This window comes from Tessaracoccus antarcticus, from assembly GCF_003688855.1.
Classification (GTDB): Bacteria; Actinomycetota; Actinomycetes; order Propionibacteriales; family Propionibacteriaceae; genus Arachnia; species Arachnia antarctica.
Genome location: NZ_REFW01000002.1, coordinates 821,713 through 843,795, shown reverse-complemented (window position 1 = coordinate 843,795; position 22,083 = coordinate 821,713). Strand labels below are relative to the sequence as shown.

At 62.9% G+C, this 22,083-nt stretch carries 21 protein-coding genes; 12 read left to right on the top strand and 9 right to left on the bottom strand.

Annotated features, from left to right (window positions below; genetic code table 11):
* Positions 1 to 54: 54 nt before the first annotated feature.
* The 3 genes from EAX62_RS11175 to EAX62_RS11165 form a co-directional block, all read right to left on the bottom strand.
* Positions 55 to 840 carry an RraA family protein gene (locus EAX62_RS11175; RefSeq protein WP_233557900.1) on the bottom strand — a complete coding sequence of 262 codons (786 nt, stop codon included), beginning with the start codon at positions 838 to 840 and terminating at the stop codon, positions 55 to 57.
* Between the two features lie 107 nt (positions 841 to 947).
* Positions 948 to 1,925, bottom strand: coding sequence for a mannonate dehydratase (locus tag EAX62_RS11170; protein ID WP_121901711.1), 978 nt, complete (start codon positions 1,923 to 1,925; stop codon positions 948 to 950).
* Positions 1,926 to 2,025: 100 nt separating this feature from the next.
* Positions 2,026 to 2,814: an IclR family transcriptional regulator gene (locus EAX62_RS11165; protein ID WP_158600652.1), complete on the bottom strand. Its 789-nt coding sequence runs from the start codon at positions 2,812 to 2,814 to the stop codon at positions 2,026 to 2,028.
* A 411-nt stretch (positions 2,815 to 3,225) separates the two neighbouring features.
* On the opposite strand from EAX62_RS11165, the gene EAX62_RS11160 reads away from it, so the two are divergent.
* From EAX62_RS11160 to EAX62_RS11130, 7 genes are all read left to right on the top strand, one after another.
* The gene (locus EAX62_RS11160; protein ID WP_121901709.1) at positions 3,226 to 4,467 is read left to right on the top strand and encodes a sugar ABC transporter substrate-binding protein; all 1,242 of its coding nucleotides are present in this window, start codon (positions 3,226 to 3,228) and stop codon (positions 4,465 to 4,467) included.
* A 117-nt stretch (positions 4,468 to 4,584) separates the two neighbouring features.
* On the top strand, positions 4,585 to 5,502 hold the full coding sequence (locus EAX62_RS11155) for a carbohydrate ABC transporter permease (protein WP_121901708.1): 918 nt from the start codon (positions 4,585 to 4,587) through the stop codon (positions 5,500 to 5,502).
* A 34-nt stretch (positions 5,503 to 5,536) separates the two neighbouring features.
* On the top strand, positions 5,537 to 6,322 hold the full coding sequence (locus EAX62_RS11150; RefSeq protein ID WP_158600651.1) for a carbohydrate ABC transporter permease: 786 nt from the start codon (positions 5,537 to 5,539) through the stop codon (positions 6,320 to 6,322).
* Between the two features lie 96 nt (positions 6,323 to 6,418).
* A complete protein-coding gene (locus EAX62_RS11145; RefSeq protein ID WP_121901706.1) occupies positions 6,419 to 7,453 on the top strand; it encodes a zinc-binding dehydrogenase in 1,035 nt (344 codons plus the stop codon).
* A 63-nt stretch (positions 7,454 to 7,516) separates the two neighbouring features.
* The gene (locus EAX62_RS11140) at positions 7,517 to 8,485 is read left to right on the top strand and encodes a mannonate dehydratase (protein WP_121901705.1); all 969 of its coding nucleotides are present in this window, start codon (positions 7,517 to 7,519) and stop codon (positions 8,483 to 8,485) included.
* 34 nt (positions 8,486 to 8,519) lie between these two features.
* Positions 8,520 to 9,350, top strand: a complete 831-nt coding sequence (locus EAX62_RS11135) for an NAD-dependent epimerase/dehydratase family protein (protein WP_158600650.1) — start codon at positions 8,520 to 8,522, stop codon at positions 9,348 to 9,350.
* Between the two features lie 45 nt (positions 9,351 to 9,395).
* The gene (locus tag EAX62_RS11130) at positions 9,396 to 10,862 is read left to right on the top strand and encodes a peptide MFS transporter (protein ID WP_121901703.1); all 1,467 of its coding nucleotides are present in this window, start codon (positions 9,396 to 9,398) and stop codon (positions 10,860 to 10,862) included.
* 44 nt (positions 10,863 to 10,906) lie between these two features.
* Here EAX62_RS11130 and EAX62_RS11125 read toward each other — a convergent pair whose 3' ends face one another.
* The 5 genes from EAX62_RS11125 to EAX62_RS11105 form a co-directional block, all read right to left on the bottom strand.
* Positions 10,907 to 12,037 carry a M24 family metallopeptidase gene (locus EAX62_RS11125; RefSeq protein ID WP_121901702.1) on the bottom strand — a complete coding sequence of 377 codons (1,131 nt, stop codon included), beginning with the start codon at positions 12,035 to 12,037 and terminating at the stop codon, positions 10,907 to 10,909.
* Between the two features lie 124 nt (positions 12,038 to 12,161).
* Positions 12,162 to 12,842: a transporter substrate-binding domain-containing protein gene (locus EAX62_RS11120; RefSeq protein ID WP_158600649.1), complete on the bottom strand. Its 681-nt coding sequence runs from the start codon at positions 12,840 to 12,842 to the stop codon at positions 12,162 to 12,164.
* Between the two features lie 170 nt (positions 12,843 to 13,012).
* Positions 13,013 to 14,800: a potassium channel family protein gene (locus EAX62_RS11115; protein WP_121901700.1), complete on the bottom strand. Its 1,788-nt coding sequence runs from the start codon at positions 14,798 to 14,800 to the stop codon at positions 13,013 to 13,015.
* A 13-nt stretch (positions 14,801 to 14,813) separates the two neighbouring features.
* The gene (locus tag EAX62_RS11110; RefSeq protein WP_121901825.1) at positions 14,814 to 15,200 is read right to left on the bottom strand and encodes a DUF6394 family protein; all 387 of its coding nucleotides are present in this window, start codon (positions 15,198 to 15,200) and stop codon (positions 14,814 to 14,816) included.
* A 395-nt stretch (positions 15,201 to 15,595) separates the two neighbouring features.
* A complete protein-coding gene (locus EAX62_RS11105) occupies positions 15,596 to 16,261 on the bottom strand; it encodes a response regulator transcription factor (protein WP_199711236.1) in 666 nt (221 codons plus the stop codon).
* 382 nt (positions 16,262 to 16,643) lie between these two features.
* Here EAX62_RS11105 and EAX62_RS11100 point away from each other — a divergent pair, with 382 nt between their 5' ends.
* Complete coding sequence (locus tag EAX62_RS11100) at positions 16,644 to 17,378, top strand: dienelactone hydrolase family protein (protein WP_121901699.1); 735 nt, start codon at positions 16,644 to 16,646, stop codon at positions 17,376 to 17,378.
* 4 nt (positions 17,379 to 17,382) lie between these two features.
* On the opposite strand, the gene EAX62_RS11095 is transcribed toward EAX62_RS11100, so the two are convergent.
* The gene (locus tag EAX62_RS11095) at positions 17,383 to 17,727 is read right to left on the bottom strand and encodes a cupin domain-containing protein (protein WP_121901698.1); all 345 of its coding nucleotides are present in this window, start codon (positions 17,725 to 17,727) and stop codon (positions 17,383 to 17,385) included.
* Positions 17,728 to 17,990: 263 nt separating this feature from the next.
* On the opposite strand from EAX62_RS11095, the gene EAX62_RS11090 reads away from it, so the two are divergent.
* The 4 genes from EAX62_RS11090 to EAX62_RS11075 are packed head-to-tail and all read left to right on the top strand — an operon-like array spanning position 17,991 to position 22,081.
* Positions 17,991 to 18,995: a BadF/BadG/BcrA/BcrD ATPase family protein gene (locus EAX62_RS11090; protein ID WP_158600648.1), complete on the top strand. Its 1,005-nt coding sequence runs from the start codon at positions 17,991 to 17,993 to the stop codon at positions 18,993 to 18,995.
* Complete coding sequence (locus tag EAX62_RS11085; protein WP_121901696.1) at positions 18,992 to 20,299, top strand: extracellular solute-binding protein; 1,308 nt, start codon at positions 18,992 to 18,994, stop codon at positions 20,297 to 20,299. Before EAX62_RS11090 ends, EAX62_RS11085 begins: the two co-directional genes overlap by 4 nt.
* A 4-nt stretch (positions 20,300 to 20,303) precedes the next feature.
* On the top strand, positions 20,304 to 21,233 hold the full coding sequence (locus EAX62_RS11080; RefSeq protein WP_121901695.1) for a carbohydrate ABC transporter permease: 930 nt from the start codon (positions 20,304 to 20,306) through the stop codon (positions 21,231 to 21,233).
* Positions 21,230 to 22,081, top strand: a complete 852-nt coding sequence (locus tag EAX62_RS11075) for a carbohydrate ABC transporter permease (protein WP_121901694.1) — start codon at positions 21,230 to 21,232, stop codon at positions 22,079 to 22,081. The genes EAX62_RS11080 and EAX62_RS11075 overlap by 4 nt, the downstream gene beginning before the upstream one ends.
* The last annotated feature ends 2 nt before the right edge of the window (positions 22,082 to 22,083 follow it).

The window sequence follows — 22,083 nt, the reverse complement described above, 5'->3', positions numbered from 1 at the left end:
CCACGTCGACAGGCGGGGCGACGTGGCGCGCACGTACGGCCAGTGGCATGAACGTCACCCCTGGGCGCTGCTCCAGGACAGGTAGTCGATTTCTATGTCTTCGGCCCAGATCTCGACGTCAATCTGCGAGGTGGAGTACCGACCTTCCGCGAGGCGGCCCTTGGCGAACAGGTCGCGGCGTCGGGTCGCGGCGCCCTGTTGCGCAGCCTCCTCGGCAAGATGCGGTGGGATGAACAGGACGCCTGCGGGTGTACCAAGGACGACGTCGCCAGGCATGGCCGTAGCCCCCCCTATGCGGACCGGGATGTTCAGACCGGCCAATGTCACTTTACGGATGGGTGTGGGATCCGTGCCGCGGTAGTACACGACGCTGTTGGAAAGCGAGGTGATGCCCTCAAGGTCCCGGATACCGCCGTGGATCACCGCTCCGGCTTTGGTCTTGGAGTCGATGGCGGTGCCGAGTTGGTCCCCAATCACCGTGCCCTCGTAGATCTTGCCGAAGATGTCCACCACCATCACGTCGCCGTCCACTAGGGACTCCACCACGAGCCAGTTCTGGTTGTCCGAGCGGGTCGGTCGGCCTTCGCGGTTCGCGGTCTCCACCATGACATCGTCCAGGTCCGGGCGTCGGGGCAGGAACTGTGCCGTGACGGCCCGGCCCACCAGACGCCGGCCGGGATGGGTGACCAACCAGTCACCCTCGAACTGGTGCTCATAGCCCGCGTCCCACAAAACCTGCCAGACCTGCTCAATGGTGGCCGTACGGAGTTCTTCGAGTACGGCATCGGGTACCCGCGGCCTTCCGTCGTCGAAGCGATCACCGTGCCACTGATCGGTCATTGCCTGGATGGTCTCAAGCCCTGGCTGGATGTGCATGTCCACTCTCCGAAATGTTGGGGTGACGATGGATGGGGGCCACCGCGATGTGGGTCGCAGGGCAATGGGACTCAGTGAAAGGCAGCCTGCTGGAGGCCGCGCAAGTACCCGACGGCGAACAGCCGGCCAAGCGTTCCGTAGCCGGCGATGAGGTCTTCCTCGCCGATGAGGGAGGGGACGTGATCTGAACGCATGACACCGTCGAACCCGATCTCCCGGTAAGCGTTGAAACAGGCGACCATGTCGGTGGGGCCGGCGTCGTGCCACGTCTCCACGAAGTTGTCGCGCGTGCCAGCGACGTCCCGCATGTGGACGAACGCGATTTTCCCCTGCCTGCCGAAATGGTGGATCGCTGCAGGAAGGTCGTCGGTCATGAGGCGGAAGTTGCCCTGACAGAAGGTGATGGCGTTGCGGGCGCTGGGGTTGAGAGAGAGGAGGCGGTCGAATCCCTCAATGCTGCTCATGATGCGTCCAACCGCTCGGATGGGGGAGCGCGGTGGGTCGTCGGGGTGCATCGCCAGCGTCACGCCCGCTCGCTCAGCAGCTGGGAGCACGCAGTCAAGGAAGTACTTCAGGCTGCTCCAGAGCGTCTCCTCACTCAGTGAGCCCTGTGGGGTGGGCGGGGCGTCGCGCATGAGATCCAGATTGAAACCGCTGACCGTTGAGCCGCCGCGAGCGGGGATGGTCGTGGACGTCCTGAGCCAGCCGAAGTCTGCCATCCACGCGTAGCACCAGACTGGGACCTCGAGACGGCCCATGTTTTCGATGAGAGTGATGACGTGGTCGATCTCTTCGTCTCGTCCCGGGAGTCCCCGCTTGGTGAGTTCCATGGGGGGGCGGTCCTCGATCACGTCGAGTTGGAAGCCGTTGTCGTTGTACTGCTGCTTGAGCCGGAGCATGGGGAGGAAGTCCCACGGCTGCTCCCCGTATTCCAACCTGTCCGGCTGATAGAAGGTCCCCACCGCACGGACGATTCCTGCCTGCCGCATCAGGGGCCACAGGCTGGTCCCTGCAAGATGCGGTTGCAGCATTTCACCGAGTTCTAACATAGTTCGTGTCCTTTGGTCCTGGGGCGTATGACGGCCGGTTGGGTGGTGTGGTGCCGGTGGCGATCCTCGACCCGCGGGCAGTGCGCGGCCGCTCACGGCGTCACCCCTGAACCCCCGATGCGACCGTGACGAGCATCTGACCAATCGCTCCCACCTCGTCACGAATCCGGTAGGCCGGACCAGAGACGCTGATGCCGCCCACTGGCTCCCCGGTCTCGTTGGTGATGGCCGCCGCCACTCGAATCACTTCATCTCCGCTGTTGTAGGTGGCGTAGCCACGCTGAGAGGCGATCGTGAGGGATTCTCTCAACTCTGCCGTGTCCACATCGGCGAGGGGGAGACCTGCGGCAACGGCGGACTCGTGGAGCGCCCGAAGCCTGTCGTCGGTGGACATCCGCGAGAGCGCCGCCCGGCCGATGGCCGTCACGTGCAGGGGCGAGGGGACGGTGGGGAGTTGGATGCGCACGGCATGGGGGGACTCAAGAAAGTCGACGAAGACGATCTCGCCGGAACTGATGGACGCGACGTGGACGGTTTCTTGCAACGCTTCGTGCAGCTGCTGCGCCGCAGCGCGGGCAATGTCGCGAAGATGCTCGGCGGGGCGAAAGTTGCGCGTCAGGAACAACAGCTTGGAAGTCAATTGGTAACGACGGTCCGGCGCCTGACGTACGTATCCCGCAGTGCGCAGAGCGGCGAGGAGCCGGGAAACAGTGGACTTGTCCAGGTCGAGGGCGGACGCGACATCGCCAACGGCGAGTGGTTCGGACTGGGTGGCGACATGTTCCAAGATTCGCAGTCCTTTCAGCATCGTCAGCGACGACGGCTTTTCACGCTCTGCGGGTGGGTGTGCCGCTGGTCGTGTTGCCATGTCGGCCTTGTCGTTGTTCATCGGGTGCCCACTTCGCTCGTCGTCCAGAGAGGTCACCATCGACGGCGTCGCCATTGCTCCGTGCCTGTCGAACACCTGCATGTCCGCTCGTGGTGGTCCCGAAGGAGCCGTCACAGATCCGGAGTGCCCATCCACCAAGGTCGGGGCTTCGCCACGTCGCGGGTCGCTCATGGTCACAGTCTTGCATCAATGTGGTCGCAATATCTACAACGCCGTTGCACATGCTGACACAGGGATGTAAGTTGACGCACAAGTGGACAGGGATGAGCGCCGCCATCCGCGGCCACGCAACCAGCTACGACCTCGCTGCGGACGTCGTTTGGCAGCGCTCATCAACACGAAGAGTTCCGATATCACCGCTGCCGGTACACAGATCGTTCCGCGCCAGCACATCCAAGTCAGAGGAGACTCATGAACAAGCTCGCAGTTGCTGCCGTGATGGCAGCAGCGTTGGCCGTCACTGCATGTGGCGGGAACGCTAGTGGCCCCGCCGGGCCGCAGGAGCCGAAGGACAAGGGGCCGCTAGTGGTGCTGACCTACGCGCAGGGCGATCAGCTTCCCATGTACCAGGAGTTCTTCGACAAATGCTCCGCGGACACGGGGTACAAGTTTGAGCAGCTGCAGGTGGACTCGGAGAACATCTTCAACAAGGCCATCCAGCTCACAGCCAGTGGAGATGGTCCGGCAGCGATCCTGGCGGACAACCAGATGGTGGCCGGGCTGGCGAACGCCGGGGTGCTCTCGCCGATCTCCATAGGTGACCTGGACCCCAACGACTTCGTCGAGGGTCCATTCAAGTCCGGTCAGTTCGAGGGTAGGCAGTACGGCCTCCCTGTTGGAAACAACGGCGAAGTCGTCGTGTACAACAAGGGGCTCTTGGATGAAGCCGGCCTGGAAGCTCCAAAGTCTTGGGCTGACCTGACCGAGGCGGCAAAGAAGCTGACAACCGATGGCCGGTACGGATTCGCGCAGACATTTGTGGCCGGCGAGACACTCTCGTGGAACTTCTGGGCTCAGCTGTGGTCGGCTGGGGGATCCATTGCTGATCTCGGGTCCCCTGAGGCCGTCGAAGCCGCGACATTCTGGGCGTCGTTTCTGAAAGACGGCTACGCACCGCAGGCACAGCTGCAATGGCAGTCCACCGACATCATCGGCGAGGTGGCCGCGGGGCGGGTTGCGATGGCGCAGGTTGGGACGTGGACTCTCAGTAACTTGTTGGAGCAGGCGAAGGCCAACGGCATCGAGATTGGGATGACAACGCAAGTGAGCAAGGACGGCAGCGCGCCCATCGTGCCGTTCGGTGGGGAGGTTCTGTCTGCAGGTTCCAGCGTTTCCGGTGACGAGCTCCAGGCCGTGAGCGAGTGCATTGTCTCGTGGTCGACCGACGTTGAGGGGCTGGTCAAGAGAACAAAGCTGCTCGGGTACCTGCCTTCCTACATTCCGGCTCAGGAGGCGGCTCTGAGGGAATCCCCGTTCCTGACAGTGCTCTCCGAACAGCTCAAGACGTCGCGTGGACGCACCGAGGAGGTGGGTGCGGACTACCAGTCCCGCACTCTGGCCATCTCGACGGCTCTCCAGAAGATCGCAACCGGTGACGCAACCGCTCAGGATGCGATGACTGAGGCGCAGGCCTCAGCTGCCAAGGGCGAATAGGCCAGCACCGCCCGTGATGTGGCGGGGGCTGGGTAACAGCTCCCGCCTGCAGGCCAATGATCATCGAGAAGGACCAACTGAAATCGTGTTCCAGCACTCAGCCAAGGGAACCGTGACATGTCACACGTTATAGAAAACTCCGTTCGTCGCCGTCCGCACGGGATGCGCGCGTCGGCGGCAAGAGTGCTCTTCATCCTGCCGGTACTGGCGTTTTTGCTCCTGGTATTCGGATATCCGATCGCGTTCAACATCTGGCTCACTTTTCAGTCCTACGATCTGAAATCCATGATCACGGGCGTTTCCGAATTCGTTGGCTTTGCAAATATTGTCAGCGCAGTCACAGACCCAAACTTCGGTACGGCCCTCTTGAACACCCTCTTTTTCACCCTCGCCTCGCTGTTCGTCCAATTCATCATTGGACTCGCGCTCGCATTATTCTTCTACAACAACTTTCCGCTGAGTCGAACCATTCGGGCAATGCTGGTTCTCCCATGGCTCGTGCCCTCCATTGTGGCAACCACCGCGTGGCGCTTCATTTTCAAGGATCCGAGCGGATTTCTCAACCAACTCCTTGGGGTCTTCGGTGTCGCGCCTGTGCACTGGCTGACGTCAAACGACACAGCGCTCGTGTCGATCATCATCATCAACATCTGGATCGGCATAGCCTTCAACCTGGTTTTGCTGCACTCGGGCCTCCAGAGCATACCAACGGAACAGTACGAAGCTGCCGCCATCGACTGCGCCGGCTATTGGAAGCGCTTCTGGTACATCACCATGCCAGCACTCCGCCCCGTCATAGCAGTCCTGCTGGTGTTGGGGTTCGTATACACGCTGAAGCAATTCGACCTCGTGTGGACGCTCACCAAGGGCGGGCCGGGAAACTCATCCCAACTGCTTTCGACGTGGTCCTACAGCCTCTCCTTCCAGAGCAACAAATTCGGTCAGGGTGCAGCAGTCGCGGATGTCCTTTTTCTTCTGTCGGGGCTGATCATCATCGGCTACACGTACGTCCAGAGGAAGCATGCTAATGCGTAGGTTCAGAAGTTCAGTTGGTCCCTACGGTCAGACCGTGGTGGGGATAGCGATACTTGCGGTTCTGCTCTTCCCTTTGGCATGGGTGGTGCTGTCGTCGTTCCAACCGACGTCGGACTTCTACAAACCCAACCCCACCCTCATCCCCCGCACATTCACCTTGGAGAACTATGCCAATATCTCGGCGCAGTTCGGTCCTTTGGCAACCAGTCTGCTCATCGCAGTGCTGTCTGCTGCGCTGTCGTTGGTGATCGGGATACCCGCCGCCTACGCTTTGGCTGTTTTCCGCTGGCGCCGGATTGCGGTTGCTATGTTCCTCATCCTGATCACCCAAGTTGTCCCCACGGTGATGATCGCAACCCCCGTCTTCCTGATCTTCAGCAAGATTGGACTGCTCAACTCCATTCCAGGTCTGGTGATCGCAAACAGTTCCGCTGGCGTGCCGTTCACGGTATTGGTGTTGACTCCCTTCATAGCCGGGATCCCTGCGTCGCTAAGGGAAGCCGCGTATCTGGATGGCGCGGGGGAGTGGCGAACACTGTTGTCGGTCATCATTCCGACCACGAGATCCGCAATCATAGCCGCAGGACTCTTCAGCTTTCTTTTCGCTTGGGGTGATTTCTTGTGGGCGGTCACGCTCAATACGAACGGAACCATCACCCCGCTTTCACTGAGTCTTTTCAAATTCATTGCGTACGACTATGTGGAGTGGGGTGGAATCATGGCAACCGCGACCATTGCACTCATCCCTGCGACCATCCTTCTCATTGCGTCGCAGCGCTACATCTCTTTAGGGCTCACGGCTGGAGCGGTGAAGGACTGATGTCCAACGAATCGCTTACCCGCTCCGTGTCGGCACAGCGTTCCCGAAGTCCGCTTTCCACCTCCGAGAATTTGACGAGAGGAGAAGATCCCACCCATGGATGGACTTGTGTTCATTGGCAACAGCAAGGCGGAGATTCGTGACTTCGAGGTGCCGGCCCCAGGGCCGACAGAGGTACTCATCCGGATCCGGGCGTCGGGACTCTGCGGCAGTGACTTCCACACTTACGACACGGAAGAGGGCCTGCGCGGCCCAGACGGAGCATTCATTGCGGCGGGCCACGAACCGGCGGGGGAGGTCGAGGAGGTGGGCGAACTGGTCACGGGGTTCTCTCCTGGAGACCGGGTTTCGGCCCACCACCTTCTGGGATGTGGATATTGTCGAAGCTGCTTGATGGGCTATCCGGTGAGTTGTAGCTCCAGCGCGCGTGCAGCATACGGCGGTCATCGCAACGGCGGACACGCGGAGTACCTGCTGGCTGAGTCAAGATCGCTGATTCATCTTCCGGACAATGTTTCATTTATTGACGGCGCCATGGTTGCGTGTGGCTTCTCGACAGCGTTTTCTGCTTGCCGAAAGGCCACGATCACGGCTGGCGACTTCGTCTTGGTCGCTGGACTCGGACCTGTGGGGCTTTCCGTGGCCATGATCGCGTCCTCACTTGGCGCCATCGTGATGGGAGTCGACATCGACCGCGCTCGCGCTGAGAAGTCGCGCGAGTTCGGGATTGTCCACACGGTGTCCAGCTCCGCCGAAGCGGATGCTGTGGAGGAAGTGAATCACTTCACAGGAGGGCATCGGGTGGATGTTGCCATCGACTGCACGGGTAGTGATGCCGCTCGACATCTGTGCCTCGAGGCAGCGGCAGTGTGGGGACGCGTTGTTTTCATTGGATTCGGCGGGGGTGACCTCAGTGTGAATGTGGCGGAGTTGTTCATCATGAAGCAATTGACAGTCAAGGGCTCGTGGGTGTCGAGCATGGCTGAGTCCTCTGAGGCAGTCCGACTCATCTCTCGCTTGAACCTCCACCCCGACCGCATGGTCACGGCAACGTATGGGCTTCGCGAAGGCGTCGCTGCCTACAAGGCCTTCAAGAAGGGTGCGCCGGGCAAGCTGGCGATCGTGTCCTGATGCGCTCATCTCCAATCTGGCACTCACGATGATGCATCCTCCGATACGAGAAGGACACAATCGGTGAAACTCACGCTTCAGCTTCACGAGGGGTTTGATGACGATGACCTGGTGTACGCCCTGCAGATCGGTGTTCGGTACGTCACGGTGAGCACGACCGGAGCGGATCTCAACACCCTCCGGCAGGTCAAGACCAGAATCGAGTCCGCAGGTCTGGCGCTGACCAACATTGGGGACACCTCGGTCCACAACATGAGGTCGGTGACTCTCGGTCTCCCAGATCGAGATCAGAAAATTGAGGAATACCTTCACTACTTGGCCAATATCGCTGCGCTTGGACTGACCTACACGACGTACGCGCACATGGCGAATGGCATCTGGCAGTCTTCGCAACCGGGTAGCGCCCGAGGGGGTGCGCTGGCGAGAATGTATGAGCCTGAGACCGCGACTGGGTTCTGGGTGGGCGATGAGTATGCGATGACGACCGTCGACGGGTGCGAGTACTCACCAGAGGAGATCTGGGCCAACTTCCACTACTTCGTCAAACAGGTTGCGCCGGTGGCGGAGTCACTCGGCATCAACATCGGGCTCCACCCGGACGATCCGCCGGGCCTCACCCTGGGAGGAGTACCACGGTGTGTCGCAAGTTCTTGGGAGGGATATCAGCAAGCTTTTGAGCTCGCCAATAGTCCGAACCTGGGGATTTGCCTGTGTCTCGGTACCTGGTTGGAGGGCGGCGCATCCATGGGCTGTACGCCGGAGGAGGCCATTCGAGGGTTCGCTGCTCAGGGGAGGCTGTGGAAAGTCCATTTCAGGAACGTCGACGCCCCTTTACCGAGGTTCACGGAAACGTTCATCGACGCAGGCTACGGCGACATGCGGCGCTACATGAGAACACTCAAGGAGGTCGGGTTCAATGGCATTGTCATCGTGGATCACGTTCCCCGCATGGTGGGGGATGGACGCAATCCTTGGAGCTTGAGCATCGGCTACATGCAGGGGTTGATGGATGAACTGGAGGTCGAGCGGTGATGGGTTTCGCGGGAGTGACGAGGCAAGGTGCAGCATGCGCGTAGTGGTGACCGGTGGGAGCGGACGGGTGGGGCAGGTCACGGTGCGCGGCCTTGCTGCGGCCGGCCACCACGTTGTCATCGCAGACCGCGTGCCTCCATCGCCCGACGGAGAATGGGGTGAAGGGTTCGTGGGGGTGAGTGCCGACAATCATGCGGACCTACTTGATGCCTGCGGTGGGGCCGATGCCATCGTGCACCTCGCAGGCTTTCCGAAACCCGAGGGGTACCCGCCTCACCTCGTGCACAACAACAACGTGACGGCGAGCTACAACGTGCTGTGCGTCGCGATTGAGCTGGGCATGCGTCGAGTGGTGATGGCGTCCAGTGTCAACGCGATGGGGCTGACCTGGAGCCGGGCGCCCGCGTTCGACTACTTTCCCGTCGACGAGGACCACGCCACGCGGAACGAGGACCCTTACAGTCTGTCGAAATGGGTGGGGGAGCAGCAGGCCGACTCCGTCGTACGCCTGCATCCGGATCTCAGCGTCGCCAGTCTTCGTCTGCACATGTTCATGCGTGACCGTGCCGAAGCCCAACGAAACAGCTCCGGTGACCTGAGCGAGGGAGCAGCACGCGGACTGTGGGGCTACACCACACACCGCATGTGGATCGACGCCTGCCGGTTGGCGCTCACCGCCGATTTGTCCGGCCACGAGGTGTTCTTTGTCGTAGCGGACCGGACGGTTCTCGACGAGGATTCCGAGGCATTTGCCAGGTCCCGGCATCCGGGAACACAGATCCGAGGGCAATTATCGGGGAACCAGGGGTTCTTCGATTGCGGCAAAGCCAAGCGCATCCTCGGGTGGTCAGGCCGCGACGACTAGGGTCTCGAGGTTGACATCACAGTCCGTGGGGTTTCCACTGTACGCATGAGCACCGTCGAGTCGCCCGCCCCAAGCGACACCCGGGCATCCTTTTTCGGACATCCCCGCATGCTGGCCAACCTGTTCAGCGTGGAGATGTGGGAGCGCTTCTCGTTCTACGGGATGCAGGGGATCCTGCTCTACTACATGTACTTCACCGTCACAGATGGCGGGCTGGGCATCGACCGCGGTGTCGCCACCGGACTGGTCGGCGCCTACGGCGGCGGGGTCTACCTGTCGACGATCCTCGGAGCCTGGCTGGCTGACCGTCTGCTGGGTTCGGAGCGGGTGCTGCTCTACTCCGCGATCATGATCATGTTCGGCCACATCTCGTTGGCGGTGCTGCCAGACGTCGTCGGGCTCACCATCGGGCTCATTCTGATCGCGGTCGGCTCCGGTGGTCTGAAGGCCAACGCCACGTCTCTGGTCGGCACACTGTACGAGGAGGGGGACGAGCGTCGCGACGCCGGGTTCTCGATCTTCTACATGGGCATCAACGTCGGTGCCCTCGTGGGACCGCTGATCACCGGGTGGTTGCAGCAGAGCTGGGGTTTCCACTTCGGATTCGGCGCCGCAGCCGTGGGGATGGCAGTGGGTCTGACGCAGTACTCACTCACCCGCAAGAATCTTCCGGCAGCGGCACACGACATACCCAACCCGTTACCGTCGGCACAATTCGGGCGTTTCGCTCTCGTCGGGGTTGCTGCCCTCGCGGTGATCGTCGGGGTGCTTTTCACCGGTCTCGTGAATGCCGGCAACCTGGCAAATGTCATGGCAGGTCTGGCAATTCTCGCCTCCATCGCCTACTTCGTCCTTTTGCTGAAAAGTCCCCGTGTTGATGCCACCGAGCGCAGCAGGGTGGTCTCGTTCATCCCCCTCTTCATCGCCTCAGCCGCCTTCTGGGCCCTCTTCCAGCAGCAGTTCACCGTCGTGGCCATCTACTCCGAGGAGAGTCTCGACAGGACCATTCTCGGCTGGACAATGCCGCCGAGTTGGGTCCAGTCGATCAACCCCGTCTTCATCATCGTCTTCTCCGGGATCTTCGCCGCCGTCTGGACGAAGCTGGGATCACGCCAGCCCAGCTCGCCGCTGAAATTTGCCTGCGGCCTGATTGTCATGGGTCTGGCTTTCCTGGCTTTCATCCCGTTCGCCGGCGGGGGACCCAACAGCACACCACTTCTGGGGCTGGTCTTCATCCTGTTCCTGTTCACGCTGGCCGAGTTGTTCTTGTCCCCGATCGGTCTCTCGGTGGCAACCAAGCTGGCACCGCAAGCATTCCGAACCCAGATGGTGGCCCTGTTCTTCCTCTCCGTGTCCATCGGCACCACCCTCGCGGGTATCCTCGCTGGCTTCTACGATCGGAACGACGAGGTCCCGTACTTCTCGTTCCTTGGTGGCACCTCGATCGTGCTGGGCGTGATTCTGGCAGCGTTCGTCCCGACGCTCAAGAAGACGATGCGCGGCGTTCGCTGAGCCTGCGGAACGCCCCGCCGCGGTCGGAGGGACCTCCCGGGCTATCAGGCCGGAACCAGTACGAGGTCATGGTTGCCCCGGTTCAGCGATTCCACGCCGTCCTGGACGCACACGACGATGTCCTCGATGCGTGCGCCATGGTGACCGGGGTGGTAGATCCCCGGTTCGACGGAGAAGGCCATGCCGGGCTCCAGGAGCAGGTCATTGCCCTGGACGATGTAGGGATCCTCGTGGGTCTGAAGTCCTATGCCGTGCCCGGTCCTGTGGATGAAGAGTTCCCCGAAGCCAGCGTCGGTGATCATGTTGCGCGCCGCGGCATCGACGGAGGCGCAGGTCACCCCTGGGCGGACGTGGTGCACCGCCGCGGTCTGGGCTCGATGCAGAACGTCGTATGAGGTGAGGAAGTCCACGGACGGCTCGCCCACCACATAGGTTCGCGTGCAGTCCGAGCAGTAGCCGGCCGATGTGGTGCCTCCGATGTCGACGACGACGGGATCGCCCGGGCGGATCATCCGGTCGGACAACTCGTGGTGAGGGCTGGCCCCGTTGGGGCCCGAGCCGACGATCACGAAGTCCACGCTCGTATGCCCCTCGGTGCGTATGGCCTCGGCAATGTCGGCACCCACCTGACGCTCCGTGCGCCCGGCCCTCAACCACTCGGGCACCCGCGCGTGCACCCGGTCGATCGCGGCCCCGGCCTGCCGGAGCGCGTCAATCTCGGCGCGCGACTTGCGCATCCGCAGCGGCGACATCACCTCACCGGCCAATTGTTGCCCGACGCCCGGCAGGGCGGCGCGCAGTCGCAGCACCTTCTCCGCCCACATCTGGTTGTCGAGCGCCACGACCGCGGCGTCGGGTACGAGGCGGGCCACGAGATCGTACGGATCATCCGTCTCGTCCCAGCCCACAATTTCCAGGCCGGCGGCTCCGGCAGGAGAGGCCTGGGCGGCGGGACGCTCCAGATTTGGGACCACCATCACCGGATCGGACCCGGCCCTCACCACCAAGCATGTCAGCCGCTCCAGCGGCAGCGCCTGATATCCGGTCAGGTAGCGCAGGTCCGGCCCCGGCGAGAGCAACAATGCGTCGATCCCGGCCTCGGCCGCACCGATCCGGGCACGTCGGATCCGCTCAGGCCATTCCTCGTCCGCTGCTTGCACCCGGCCATCGGTCATCTCGGCAGCCTACGCAGGCGTGCACCCACCTACAAGGGGGTGTGCTCCGGGTCCTGAACGATGGGGGCGACGCCCCCGGATCCCAAGGAGCCGATCCCTCGGCCTTGCCGGGCCAGACTCACCCTCAGGGCTGGGAGATGTCCTGGCCGAACCATTTCTCGCTGATGTCGGCATAGGTGCCGTCATCCTTGATCTTGGTGAGCGCGTCGTCGATTGCATCTTTGAGGGGACTTCCCTTGGCCACTGCGATGGCGGGGCCCTCTGTGTAGAGCGGATCGCCGCATGGCCTCATGTCACGGCCTGCCTCGTTGATTTGGTAGAGGCCGACGAGCCGATCGGTGATGGTTCCGTCGAGGCGTCCAGCTTCAGTGTCCTCGAGTGCGATGGAATCGGACTCGAAACTCACCACCTCGCCCGTGAAGCCCTGCTCGCTCAGGTACTCGGCATAGGTGGTCCCGTTGGCGACGCCGACTTTCACATCGGAGTTGATATCGAACTTTTGGCAATCCGAGTCAGTGGTGACGAAATACTGCGCACCGGAGGAGTAGTAGGCCTCGGTGAAGTCCACGACCTCTTTGCGCTTGTCCGTGGGGGACAGCGAGGCGATCAGCGCGTCATACCTGTGTGATTGGAGTCCTTGGATGAGAGACGACACCGCTGCAGTTTCTGTTCTCAGCGTCAATCCCATCTCGCCGGCGATCGCCACCGCAATGTCGTAGTCGAAGCCGGTGAGCTCGTTGTTGTCGAAGTGGCTGAACGGCTTGAACTCCCCGCTCATCGCGACGACAAGTTCACCATCGGTCATCAACCCTGTCGTGTTCGCGGCGTTTCCCCCGCTGGAACACGAGGTCAGTGCCACGACGCAAGCACTGAGGAGTACCCCAGCCCGGATGAGGTGTCGGGAGCTTTTCATCGACCCATCTTGTCAGTGCGGTGCATGCAAGTCCCACAACCTCCGCACAGTTGTCCGTGGCCCTACCTGCGCCGGCCGAAGAGCGCACGCCACACCCAGGTGGACGGTAGCCGCTCGTTGACAATGACGTAGGCGGCGACGGAGTCATCCTGCAGAGTGGCGTGCAGTTCGCGCCGTTCGGCGACGTGCCCAGCACAGAGCAGCTGATCGCCGCGCGCCAGCACCGTCGAGGATCGCGGGGCGAGCATCGCCTGGTCTCCGCGCAGCAGCATCAACGGCACCACCTTCAGTTGTTGGTCGCGGTCCTCCGGGCTGCGAAGAAGGTCACCGAGCGTGACGTCACCCTCAGCCAACCAGTGCAAGAGGGCGGGGGCCTCACCGGGTTGGAGACTGATCCGCCACAGTGAGGGCAGTCTGGTGCCGCAGTTGTCCATCAACCGTTCCACCAGGTCGGAGGCGCACCCGTCTCCGCGTCCGGGCATCTCCTGGATGAAACGCCACAGCAGTGGTGTGCTGATCTGGGCGTACACCTCATGCGCGATCACTTCGTTCGGCACCATCAGACTGTCCACCTCGATGGCCTCGAACAGGGCCGCGCTGGTTTGCCGGTTCTGCCGTGCGGCCAGGAACATTCCCGGGTTGAGCCGCTTGGCCGAAGCCAGGATCGACAAGTTGTACGTGTCGTTGTCGGTGGCAGCCATCAAGCCCACCGCGCTGGCTACGCGGGCCGACGCCAGAATGTCCGGATCGGAGGCGTCACCCACCACCAGACCCGGGGCGGGGTCGACGTCATCGGCTCCGTCGACGACGACCACGTCGAGGCCGGCGTCGCGCAGGTCAGCGGTCACCTCCCTGCCGAAGCGCCCGTAGCCGCACACCACCCAGTGGCCGTCGACGGGAGGCTGAACGAGTTCGGGGACCTTCGCGCCCGGCCCAGCTTCCAGCCACACCAGCAACCGGTAGCACGATGCGGCGTTGAGGGCCAGGCGAAGGTGGTCGCCGAACCGGTCGAACGGGTTGACGACAGTGACCGTGTCGAAGGCCTGCATTCGCTCCGCCGTCGCCCTCGATATGGTGCGCGAAATGACGGGCACATCGGGTCGTGTCAGCACAGCCGCCATGGTTACGGCGAGGTTGGTTTCGTCATCACCCGTCAGGGCCAGCACACCCGTGCAGCACGGGTGATCCAGACCGGAGGCTCGCAGGTAATAGGGGTTTGCAGCATCGCCCACCAGCCCCGGCACATCAGCCCGGAAGGAAGCAACGTCCAGTGCGTCGATGCGATCCTGGGACGTGTCGATCACCACCACCTGCTGGCCAAGCGCGTCGAAGTCCTTCACCAGCAGCTCCCCGGCCCGTCCGTAGCCCGCCAGGAGCAGGAACGGAGTACGCATCCGAGCCACTTTGCGTGTGAAGTGCCCCATGGCAAGCGCATGCCGCAACGATTTGTCCTGGATGAGAGACAGGAGAGACCCAAGTGCGTAGGCCCAGCCGATGACGGACAGATAGATGGAAAAGATGACCCAGAGCCGCTGCCCGGCGGTGAACGGCCAGGGCAACTCACTGAATCCAATGGTGGCAGCGGTGAAACTCATGAAGTAGAAGGCTTGGAACAAGCTGATGAACGCGCGGCGGCCCTCTCCATCAACACCGGGGATGAGGGAGAGGCCCACCACGCTGACCGACAGGATGACGATGAGCGTGATGAGCGGGGCCCGCATGCGACGCATGATGAGGAAGATCGTCGAGGACGCCTGGCGAGACGCCTCGACGTGCGCCATGGAGGTCACGCGGTTGGCGCGACGCTGCCTGAGCAGCCGCTTCCATGACGAACGCTGCCGGTTGCTCATCGGGGACCGTTGCTCACACGCGACGGAAGCTGACGGTCTCGGTCAGCAGCAACACCACCGAGACGAGGTTGGCCAGGAGTGCACCACCTGCGAGCGAAACCACACTGGAGGTGGAGTACGCCGTGAGTCCGCCTGATGAGATCTCCGTGGCCCACACCCATGCGACACCGGCTGCGATCAATTGCAGATCTGCGACCAGGCTCGTGGCCAGGTGGACTGCTCCGATCTGCGTGCGGTCACCGAACTTCAGAACTGTGGCGATGAGACTGACCGCCAATGCCGCGAACAGTTCGTAGATGTTGTGCTGTTCGGGATTGGAGATGTCGCCGATGACGAAGCCGAAGTTGAGAGTGGCCGCGAGGAGAACGAAGAATCCGAAAACGACCTTCTCAAGGCTCATGCCGTTGTCACCCTTCCAAGCCGAGGCCCTCGCGGGAGGCTGCGGTGCTCCCATTTCCTCCACTATTGCACGCGTCACTCGCGTTTCGGGGCTGCGTGACGTTACTGCTCGACGTCAGGCGAAAGCACCCCGCGCCCGCATCTGCCCCTGCTTCCTCGGCCGGTGCCTCGAGCCACCACGACTCATCCCCACGAGTGGGACCCAGTGCACGTGAGGGCTGGCACAGTGAGTGTGGATGTCACGCTCACGACCACCACCTCGGTGACGTTCTCGGTCACGACGTGCTTTCCGCAGACGTACCCGGCCAGATTGCGCCTGTCTCGGTCCCAACGTGTGGCGAGTCGGACCTCCTCCTCTGCGGGGGTGTCATCTCTGCCTGGCGCACGAGCCGAGGCTCAGTTGAATTTGAGCCGATTCTTCGCCGGCAACAAGCCGTTCTCCATGCCCCAGCGCACCGCCTGCGAGCGGCGCTCCACCCCCATCTTGCGGTACGCCGAGCGGATGTAGGACTTGACGGAGTTGATGCTGAGATAGCTCCGTTCAGCAATGTCGTTGTTGGTGCAGCCCTGCACGATCATGGCGATGACCTCCGACTCACGAGGGCTCAAACCCTCGTCCTTGCCGGGCCACGTCACGTCGGTGTTCTCGGCGGTGACGGGTCTGCCGTCCGCCCCCTCAGCCTCCGTGGAGACGACGACCTCGCCACCGTGAATGCGTTCAAGCACTTCGACCAGATCCTTGCCGTCAAGTCCTTTGCTGACGTATCCGCTGCACCCCTTGGACAGGGCGTCGTCGATCAACTGGGGATGCAGGTTCCATGAATAGACAGCGACTTTGCCTGCGGCATCGCTGGAGAGGATTGCGTCGATGTCCTGGCCTTCGCTGTGCACGGTGCCGAAGGTGTCGAAGAGGGTGAGATCGACGGGTCCCTCCACCGGCATCTCAGTGGCCACCTCCACCAACACCACCCGGTCCCCGAATGGCGCAAGCATGGTCTTCAACCCGAGGGCGACGACGGGGAAGTCGTTGTGCAAAGCAATGTGTAGCGGCTTTTTCACCACGATTCCACTCTCCTTCGTCGCGACACAAATGCACACCCTCAGTGTGCCCCAAGGGTTGTCTTGACTTGTCAGTCCGGTAGGGCGTGGATTGCCTTACAGTCTACGGCCAGATATTTCCATGCGCTGAGGGTATTGCTTTCCTTTTCCTGTACTCAGGCAATGCCCGCTCCATTCACGATTGGATCGCTGCCATCCGACAATCTGCCATGCGCCGATCACACAGATGGCGCGCTGCGTGGAAATCATGGGAACGACGGGTGCGGCGGGCCAGCGCCACCCTCCAGCCAAGATCCGCTCAGATCACGGTCCCGGTCTGAGAGTTGGCTGGGTCTGAATCGATCTGGTGCACAGGAGAGACGCCCACCCGCGGCATACTGCTGGCATGAGTGAGACAGTGCTGATCCCCACCGACGGCGGCGCGATGCCTGCGCACCTGTGGCTGCCCGCCAGCGGCACAGGCCCTGGGGTCGCCCTCATGCAGGAGATCTTCGGTATCAGCGGCTACATCGAACGCCGCGCCCGACACCTGGCGGATCTGGGATACGTGGTGCTTGCTCCCGAGATCTACTGGCGTCTCGGCCCGGGAGCAACCGCACCCATCGAGGGACCTGATGCGCTGCAGGAGGGCGTCGCGCGCTCCGGAGCGGTCGACTGGGATGCTGCGGTTGCAGATGGCGCGGCCACCGTCCAGTCGCTGAGGGACCGCGAGGACGTGACCGGAGGCGTCGGTCTCGTCGGCTTCTGTTTCGGGGGCGGGCTTGCCTTCGCCGTGGCGGCGGCCCTGGAGACCCAGGATCCTGCCCAGCCCGTGGATGCGCTCGTGAGCTACTACGGTTCGGCGCTGCCCGGACTCGTGGAGCACCACCGGGTGGGTGCACCGAGCCTGCATCACTTCGGTCTGGCCGATGACTTCATCCCGGTGGAGACAGTGCGACGCATCGAGGCAACACTCACACTTCAGCCCGAGACGGCCATCATGACGTACGCCGGCGCCAACCATGCCTTCGACAACGGGGACATGCCGTGGTTCCATGCACAGGCGTCGGAACTTGCCTGGTCCCGGACCGCGCATTTTCTCGCCGACCGACTGCAGAAGTCCACCGGGGCGTCCTCATAGAGGCTCACTCCTTCATGACGACGTCTACGGAGATCTCGACCGCCGAAGCGCTTCCCCTGTTCTCGAGCCAATGGGTCGTGTGCCGATCCTCCGGCCAGCCCAATCCCGGACCGTAGTCCGTCGCGATCCCGTTGCGATGGTCAGTGATTGTTCCCTCAAGGATGTAGACGGTTCCCGGTCGGCCCTGGTGGTCGTGGATCGGGCCGAAGACGCCCCCGGGGTCGATGGTCACCCTGCGCATACGGAGCTGTCGTCCCTCCATGCCCGTGATCTCGCCCGCCAGATCAACCGTGCCAAGGACCTCCACAGTGACGCCCTTCGTCTCGGGTGACGTCTGTTCGCTGATCATGATGCTCCTTCCGGTGAGGCCACGCTGAGTGGTGGGGAGTGACGTGGTCAACAGTGCCGACGGTCTCCATGCATGGCGTCGTTGTCGTCAGTATGCGCCTGTGCTGGCAGGGGCGGCACGAATTCCTTCCAGCGAACTGCGGCGCGGGCTGAGCTTCTCCGGTCGGGTCGATGATCCGACCGGAGAGCGCTTCGACAACAACCACTCCTTGGAGACGCGCCACGACTACGGTGAGGGAATCCTCAATATCATCAGGAGATAGCGTGCAACCGGGGAAAGTCATCGGCGTCGATGTGGGAGGAACCAAAACCCACGTGCGGGTCGAGTGCGGCCCGGATCGCCTCGCCGACTACGTGATTCCCACATCACAGTGGTGGTCTCCCGGTTCTGCGATCGAATGCTCCGTCAACGCCGCGGCTCTGATGCGCGAGCTGGGCGGGGACCGGGTGGTCGGGTCGGCACTGGTGGTGGGCGCCCACGGGATCGACTCGGATCGGGTCGCCGACGACCTTGCCACGGAGCTGGGGAGACTGTCCATGGGCCCGGTGCGAGTACTCAACGACGCGGGGCTCGTCGGCCCAGCGGCTGGCTACCCCGGGGCGGTGATCAGCGTCATCGCCGGCACCGGCTCCATCGTGCTCGCCATGGACGACCTCGGGGTCGAAGTGCGACTGGGCGGCCACGGATACCTGGTCGGCGACGAGGGCAGCGCGCCAGCCCTGGTGCGCGACCTTGTCCGCGACCTCTTGCGCGAGTGGGACCGCGGCCGACCCGACCGGATCGCGTTGACCCACCTCAGCAACATGTTGGGGCTGCCCCCGTCCGCGGAGCCGGAGGAGGACCTTGCCGCCGAGTTCCAGCGCCGACACTCGATCACTGACTGGGGACGTCTGGCGCCAGCCGTGTTCGCAGCCGCAGACGCCGGATCACCGTTGGCCGCAACCGTCATCCAGCGTCACGCCTCCGAACTCGTCGAACTGGTGGAGCTGCACATCGCAGGCGGACAGAACCCCGGCGCCGTGGTGCTTGCCGGGGGCGTGGTGACTGCGCAGCCACGGCTCGCCGAGGCCATCCGCGTTGGCGTCCATCAGCTCCATCCCAGGCTGCCGGTGGTGCTGCTCACTGATCCGCCGGTCGGCGGCGCCGTGTTGCTGGCCCGACAGGAACTCGCCCTTCTCAGCCAGCTTTCCCATTCCGCCAACGTGACGGCGGAGTCATCACCACCAGTCGCGCGGTCTCGCGCGCACATCGAAGGGAGCCGATCATGATTCTGACAAGACGGGCATTGATGTTCACCGGAGGTGCCTTGGTTGCGGCTGGGGCCGCAGGCTGCTCCGTCACGGGAGCCTCCGATCCCGCAGCAGGCCCCACGAGCGCCGGTACCGGGGGTGTGCCCACCGGCACCGTCAACATCCTCCTGATGAAGCAGGCCGGGTGGACCGAGGAGGACTGGGCCACAGTGATCAGCAAATTCACCACCGCCAACCCGGAGATCACCGTCAACCCCACCTTCGTGGCCTACGAGGCGCTGCACGACAAGATCGTCACCTCGGCGGCTGCAGGCACCTACGACGTGATCCATATGGATGTCATCTGGCCGCCGGAGTTCGCCGAGAAGAAGATGATTGCCGACGTCACCGACCGCGTCCCCAGCAGTTGGAAAACAGACATGCAGGGCGGCGCTCTGCAGGCTGCCCTCTACAAGGAGCAGTTCTACGGCGCACCCGCGTTCCCTTCCACCAAGCTCTTCTACTACAACAAGGACCTCATGGCGAAGGCGGGGGTCACCGAGGATGACATCACCACGTGGGAAGGAGTGATGAAAGCAGCACGGACGATGATGGAGAAGGGCGTCAGCAAGAACCCGATCGCGTGGAGCTGGTCGCAGGCCGAAGCCGTGGTCTGCGACTTCGCGCAGTTGCTCGGTTCCTTCGGTGGCGCCTTCACCGACGCGTCCGGGAAGCTGATCTTCAACGACACGCCGGGTCAGCAGACCCTCCAGCTGATGGTGGATTCGCTCAAGGACGGCACGTCGGCCCCGGGTTCGCCGACCTTCCTGGAGGACGACGTGATCAAGGCCATGCAGAGTGGTGACACCGCTTTCGGGTTGAACTGGGAGTCCGCGTTCCGGGATCTGAACGACGAGAAGGCGTCCAAGGTCGTCGGCAAGTGCGGCGTCAGTGCGACGCCCACGGGCGCCGACAACATGAGGCCAGGCGTCAATGGCGCCATGGCTTTCGCGATCACCGTCGGCTCGAAAAACCCTGACGCGGCCTGGAAGCTGATCGAGTTCGCCACGAGCCAGGGGGTGCAGGACCCGTTGGCGGAGTCGGCCATGCCCAACTGGATATCCAGTTACTCCAACCCTGACGTGGTGAAGATCAATCCCGAGGTGTTCAAGGCCTGCAAGGTTGCCTACGCCGAGTCAATCCTGAGGCCACAGGTGGTGAACTACAACAAGGTTTCCAGCATCCTGCAGGTGGAAATCCAGAATGCCCTGTTGGGCATCAAGCCGGTCAAGACCGCTCTCGACGATGCCGTGACCCAGGGCAACCAGAGCCTCGCAGGGTGATTGCATGAGCACTGATGCCGTCAGGACGCCGAGACGTCGGCGCAGCTCCACGAGCCGGGTGCAGACCCGGTTTGCGTGGCTGTTGCTGGCCCCGGCGATCCTGACGGTCTTCGGTGTGGTGCTCTTCCCGCTCTACCGCACGGTGCTGGTTTCGCTGTTCGACGTGCGTTCGGCACTTGACCCGGCCCCCGCCTTCATCGGTCTGGGCAATTACATCGGGATGCTGCAGTCACCGTCGGTGTGGGCTTCGCTGGGCCGAACCTTCTACTTCACCGTGGTTTCGCTGGCTGTCGAATTGGTCTTCGGCTTGGCCTTGGCACTGCTGCTGAACGCGCCATTGCGGGCGCGGTGGCTCTTCCGCACCCTCATTGTGATCCCGTGGGCCATCCCGACCATCGTCAACGCCGCCATGTGGCGGGGAATCTTCAACGCCCAGTACGGCGCGCTCAACGCCCTGCTCACCCAACTGGGCGTGATCCATGACTACGTGCCCTGGCTCAGCGAGCCGTGGCAGGCGATGAACCTGGTCATCCTCGCGGATGCGTGGAAGACCACCCCGCTTGTTGCGTTCTTCCTGTTGGCCGGCCTGACGGGGATTCCCCACGAGATCTATGAGGCAGCGGCTGTCGACGGCCTCGGCTGGTGGAAACGGTTCCGCGCCATCACCCTGCCGTTGCTGGTGCCCGCGATCAGCATCGTGGTGGTGCTGCGCACCGTCGAGGCGTTCAAGGTCTTCGACATCATCTACGCCATGACCCGGGGCGGCCCTGCCAACGGCACCGCAGTGATCTCCTACTACACCTACGTCACAGCGTTCTCCGACCAGAACTTCGGCATGGGCTCAGCGATGGCAATGCTCATCGTGCTGGCGATCGCCGTTCTCTGCCTGACCTACCTGCGATTGATTCGCACGTCCGATATGAGCCTGCTGTGAGGCCCACCCGACGCCAGTTGATCGCCCTGCACGTGACAGCCGTGGTTGTTGCGGTCCTCTACCTGCTTCCCGTGTTCTGGACGGCGATCGCCTCGGTGACGCCGGCCCGCTCACTGCTGGACAGGCCGCTGCGCTGGCTACCCCAGGAAACGGACCTGACCCGCTACATCGCCATCCTCACACCTGGGGGAGTGAACGGCGTGGGTGGAGGATTTCTCGAAGCCATCGCCAACTCCCTGGTGGTGGCTTCGGTGACGGTGGCGATTGCGATGGTAGTGAGTATCTTCGGGGCCTACGCCTTTGCCCGCCTGCGGTTCCGCGGACGCAGGCTCACCCTGCTCGTCTTCCTCGGCACCTACATGCTGCCCCAGATCGCCCTGCTGATCCCGCTGTACTTCATCCTCAACCAGCTCCGACTGCTGGACAACCGGTTCGGCCTCATCCTGGTGGACCTGGCGCTGGTGGTGCCCTTCACGCTGTGGATCCTCTCCAACTATTTCCTCACCGTGCCCGAGGAATTGGAGGATGCGGCCCGCGTCGATGGCTGCACCCGGATGGGGGCACTGTGGTGGGTGGTCCTGCCCACCGCCAGGCCCGGGATCATCACCGCCGTGATGTTTGCCTTCTTCCTGGCCTGGGACGAATTCCTCTACGCGCTGGTCTTCACCTCGACCTACGCTGCGAAGACACTCCCGGTGGCCATCGCGGAGTTCTCGGGCCGCTACACCACCGACTTCGGGCTCGTTGCCGCGGGCGGCCTCGTCGCCGCGCTGCCACCGATCCTGATTGCACTCGCCTTCCAGCGCAACATCGTCAGCGGCATGTCCGCAGGAGCAATCAAGGGGTAGAC

Excerpts from the sequence above, each read along its gene's own strand:
- EAX62_RS11145 (WP_121901706.1), top strand. The coding sequence starts at position 6,419 with ATGGATGGACTTGTGTTCATTGGCAACAGCAAGGCGGAGATTCGTGAC.
- EAX62_RS11115 (WP_121901700.1), bottom strand. The coding sequence starts at position 14,800 with ATGAGCAACCGGCAGCGTTCGTCATGGAAGCGGCTGCTCAGGCAGCGT.
- EAX62_RS11130 (WP_121901703.1), top strand. The coding sequence starts at position 9,396 with ATGAGCACCGTCGAGTCGCCCGCCCCAAGCGACACCCGGGCATCCTTT.
- EAX62_RS11080 (WP_121901695.1), top strand. The coding sequence starts at position 20,304 with ATGAGCACTGATGCCGTCAGGACGCCGAGACGTCGGCGCAGCTCCACG.
- EAX62_RS11155 (WP_121901708.1), top strand. The coding sequence starts at position 4,585 with ATGTCACACGTTATAGAAAACTCCGTTCGTCGCCGTCCGCACGGGATG.
- EAX62_RS11100 (WP_121901699.1), top strand. The coding sequence starts at position 16,644 with ATGAGTGAGACAGTGCTGATCCCCACCGACGGCGGCGCGATGCCTGCG.
- EAX62_RS11165 (WP_158600652.1), bottom strand. The coding sequence starts at position 2,814 with ATGAACAACGACAAGGCCGACATGGCAACACGACCAGCGGCACACCCA.
- EAX62_RS11135 (WP_158600650.1), top strand. The coding sequence starts at position 8,520 with ATGCGCGTAGTGGTGACCGGTGGGAGCGGACGGGTGGGGCAGGTCACG.
- EAX62_RS11095 (WP_121901698.1), bottom strand. The coding sequence starts at position 17,727 with ATGATCAGCGAACAGACGTCACCCGAGACGAAGGGCGTCACTGTGGAG.
- EAX62_RS11160 (WP_121901709.1), top strand. The coding sequence starts at position 3,226 with ATGAACAAGCTCGCAGTTGCTGCCGTGATGGCAGCAGCGTTGGCCGTC.
- EAX62_RS11120 (WP_158600649.1), bottom strand. The coding sequence starts at position 12,842 with ATGACCGATGGTGAACTTGTCGTCGCGATGAGCGGGGAGTTCAAGCCG.
- EAX62_RS11085 (WP_121901696.1), top strand. The coding sequence starts at position 18,992 with ATGATTCTGACAAGACGGGCATTGATGTTCACCGGAGGTGCCTTGGTT.
- EAX62_RS11175 (WP_233557900.1), bottom strand. The coding sequence starts at position 840 with ATGACCGATCAGTGGCACGGTGATCGCTTCGACGACGGAAGGCCGCGG.
- EAX62_RS11170 (WP_121901711.1), bottom strand. The coding sequence starts at position 1,925 with ATGTTAGAACTCGGTGAAATGCTGCAACCGCATCTTGCAGGGACCAGC.
- EAX62_RS11125 (WP_121901702.1), bottom strand. The coding sequence starts at position 12,037 with ATGACCGATGGCCGGGTGCAAGCAGCGGACGAGGAATGGCCTGAGCGG.
- EAX62_RS11110 (WP_121901825.1), bottom strand. The coding sequence starts at position 15,200 with ATGAGCCTTGAGAAGGTCGTTTTCGGATTCTTCGTTCTCCTCGCGGCC.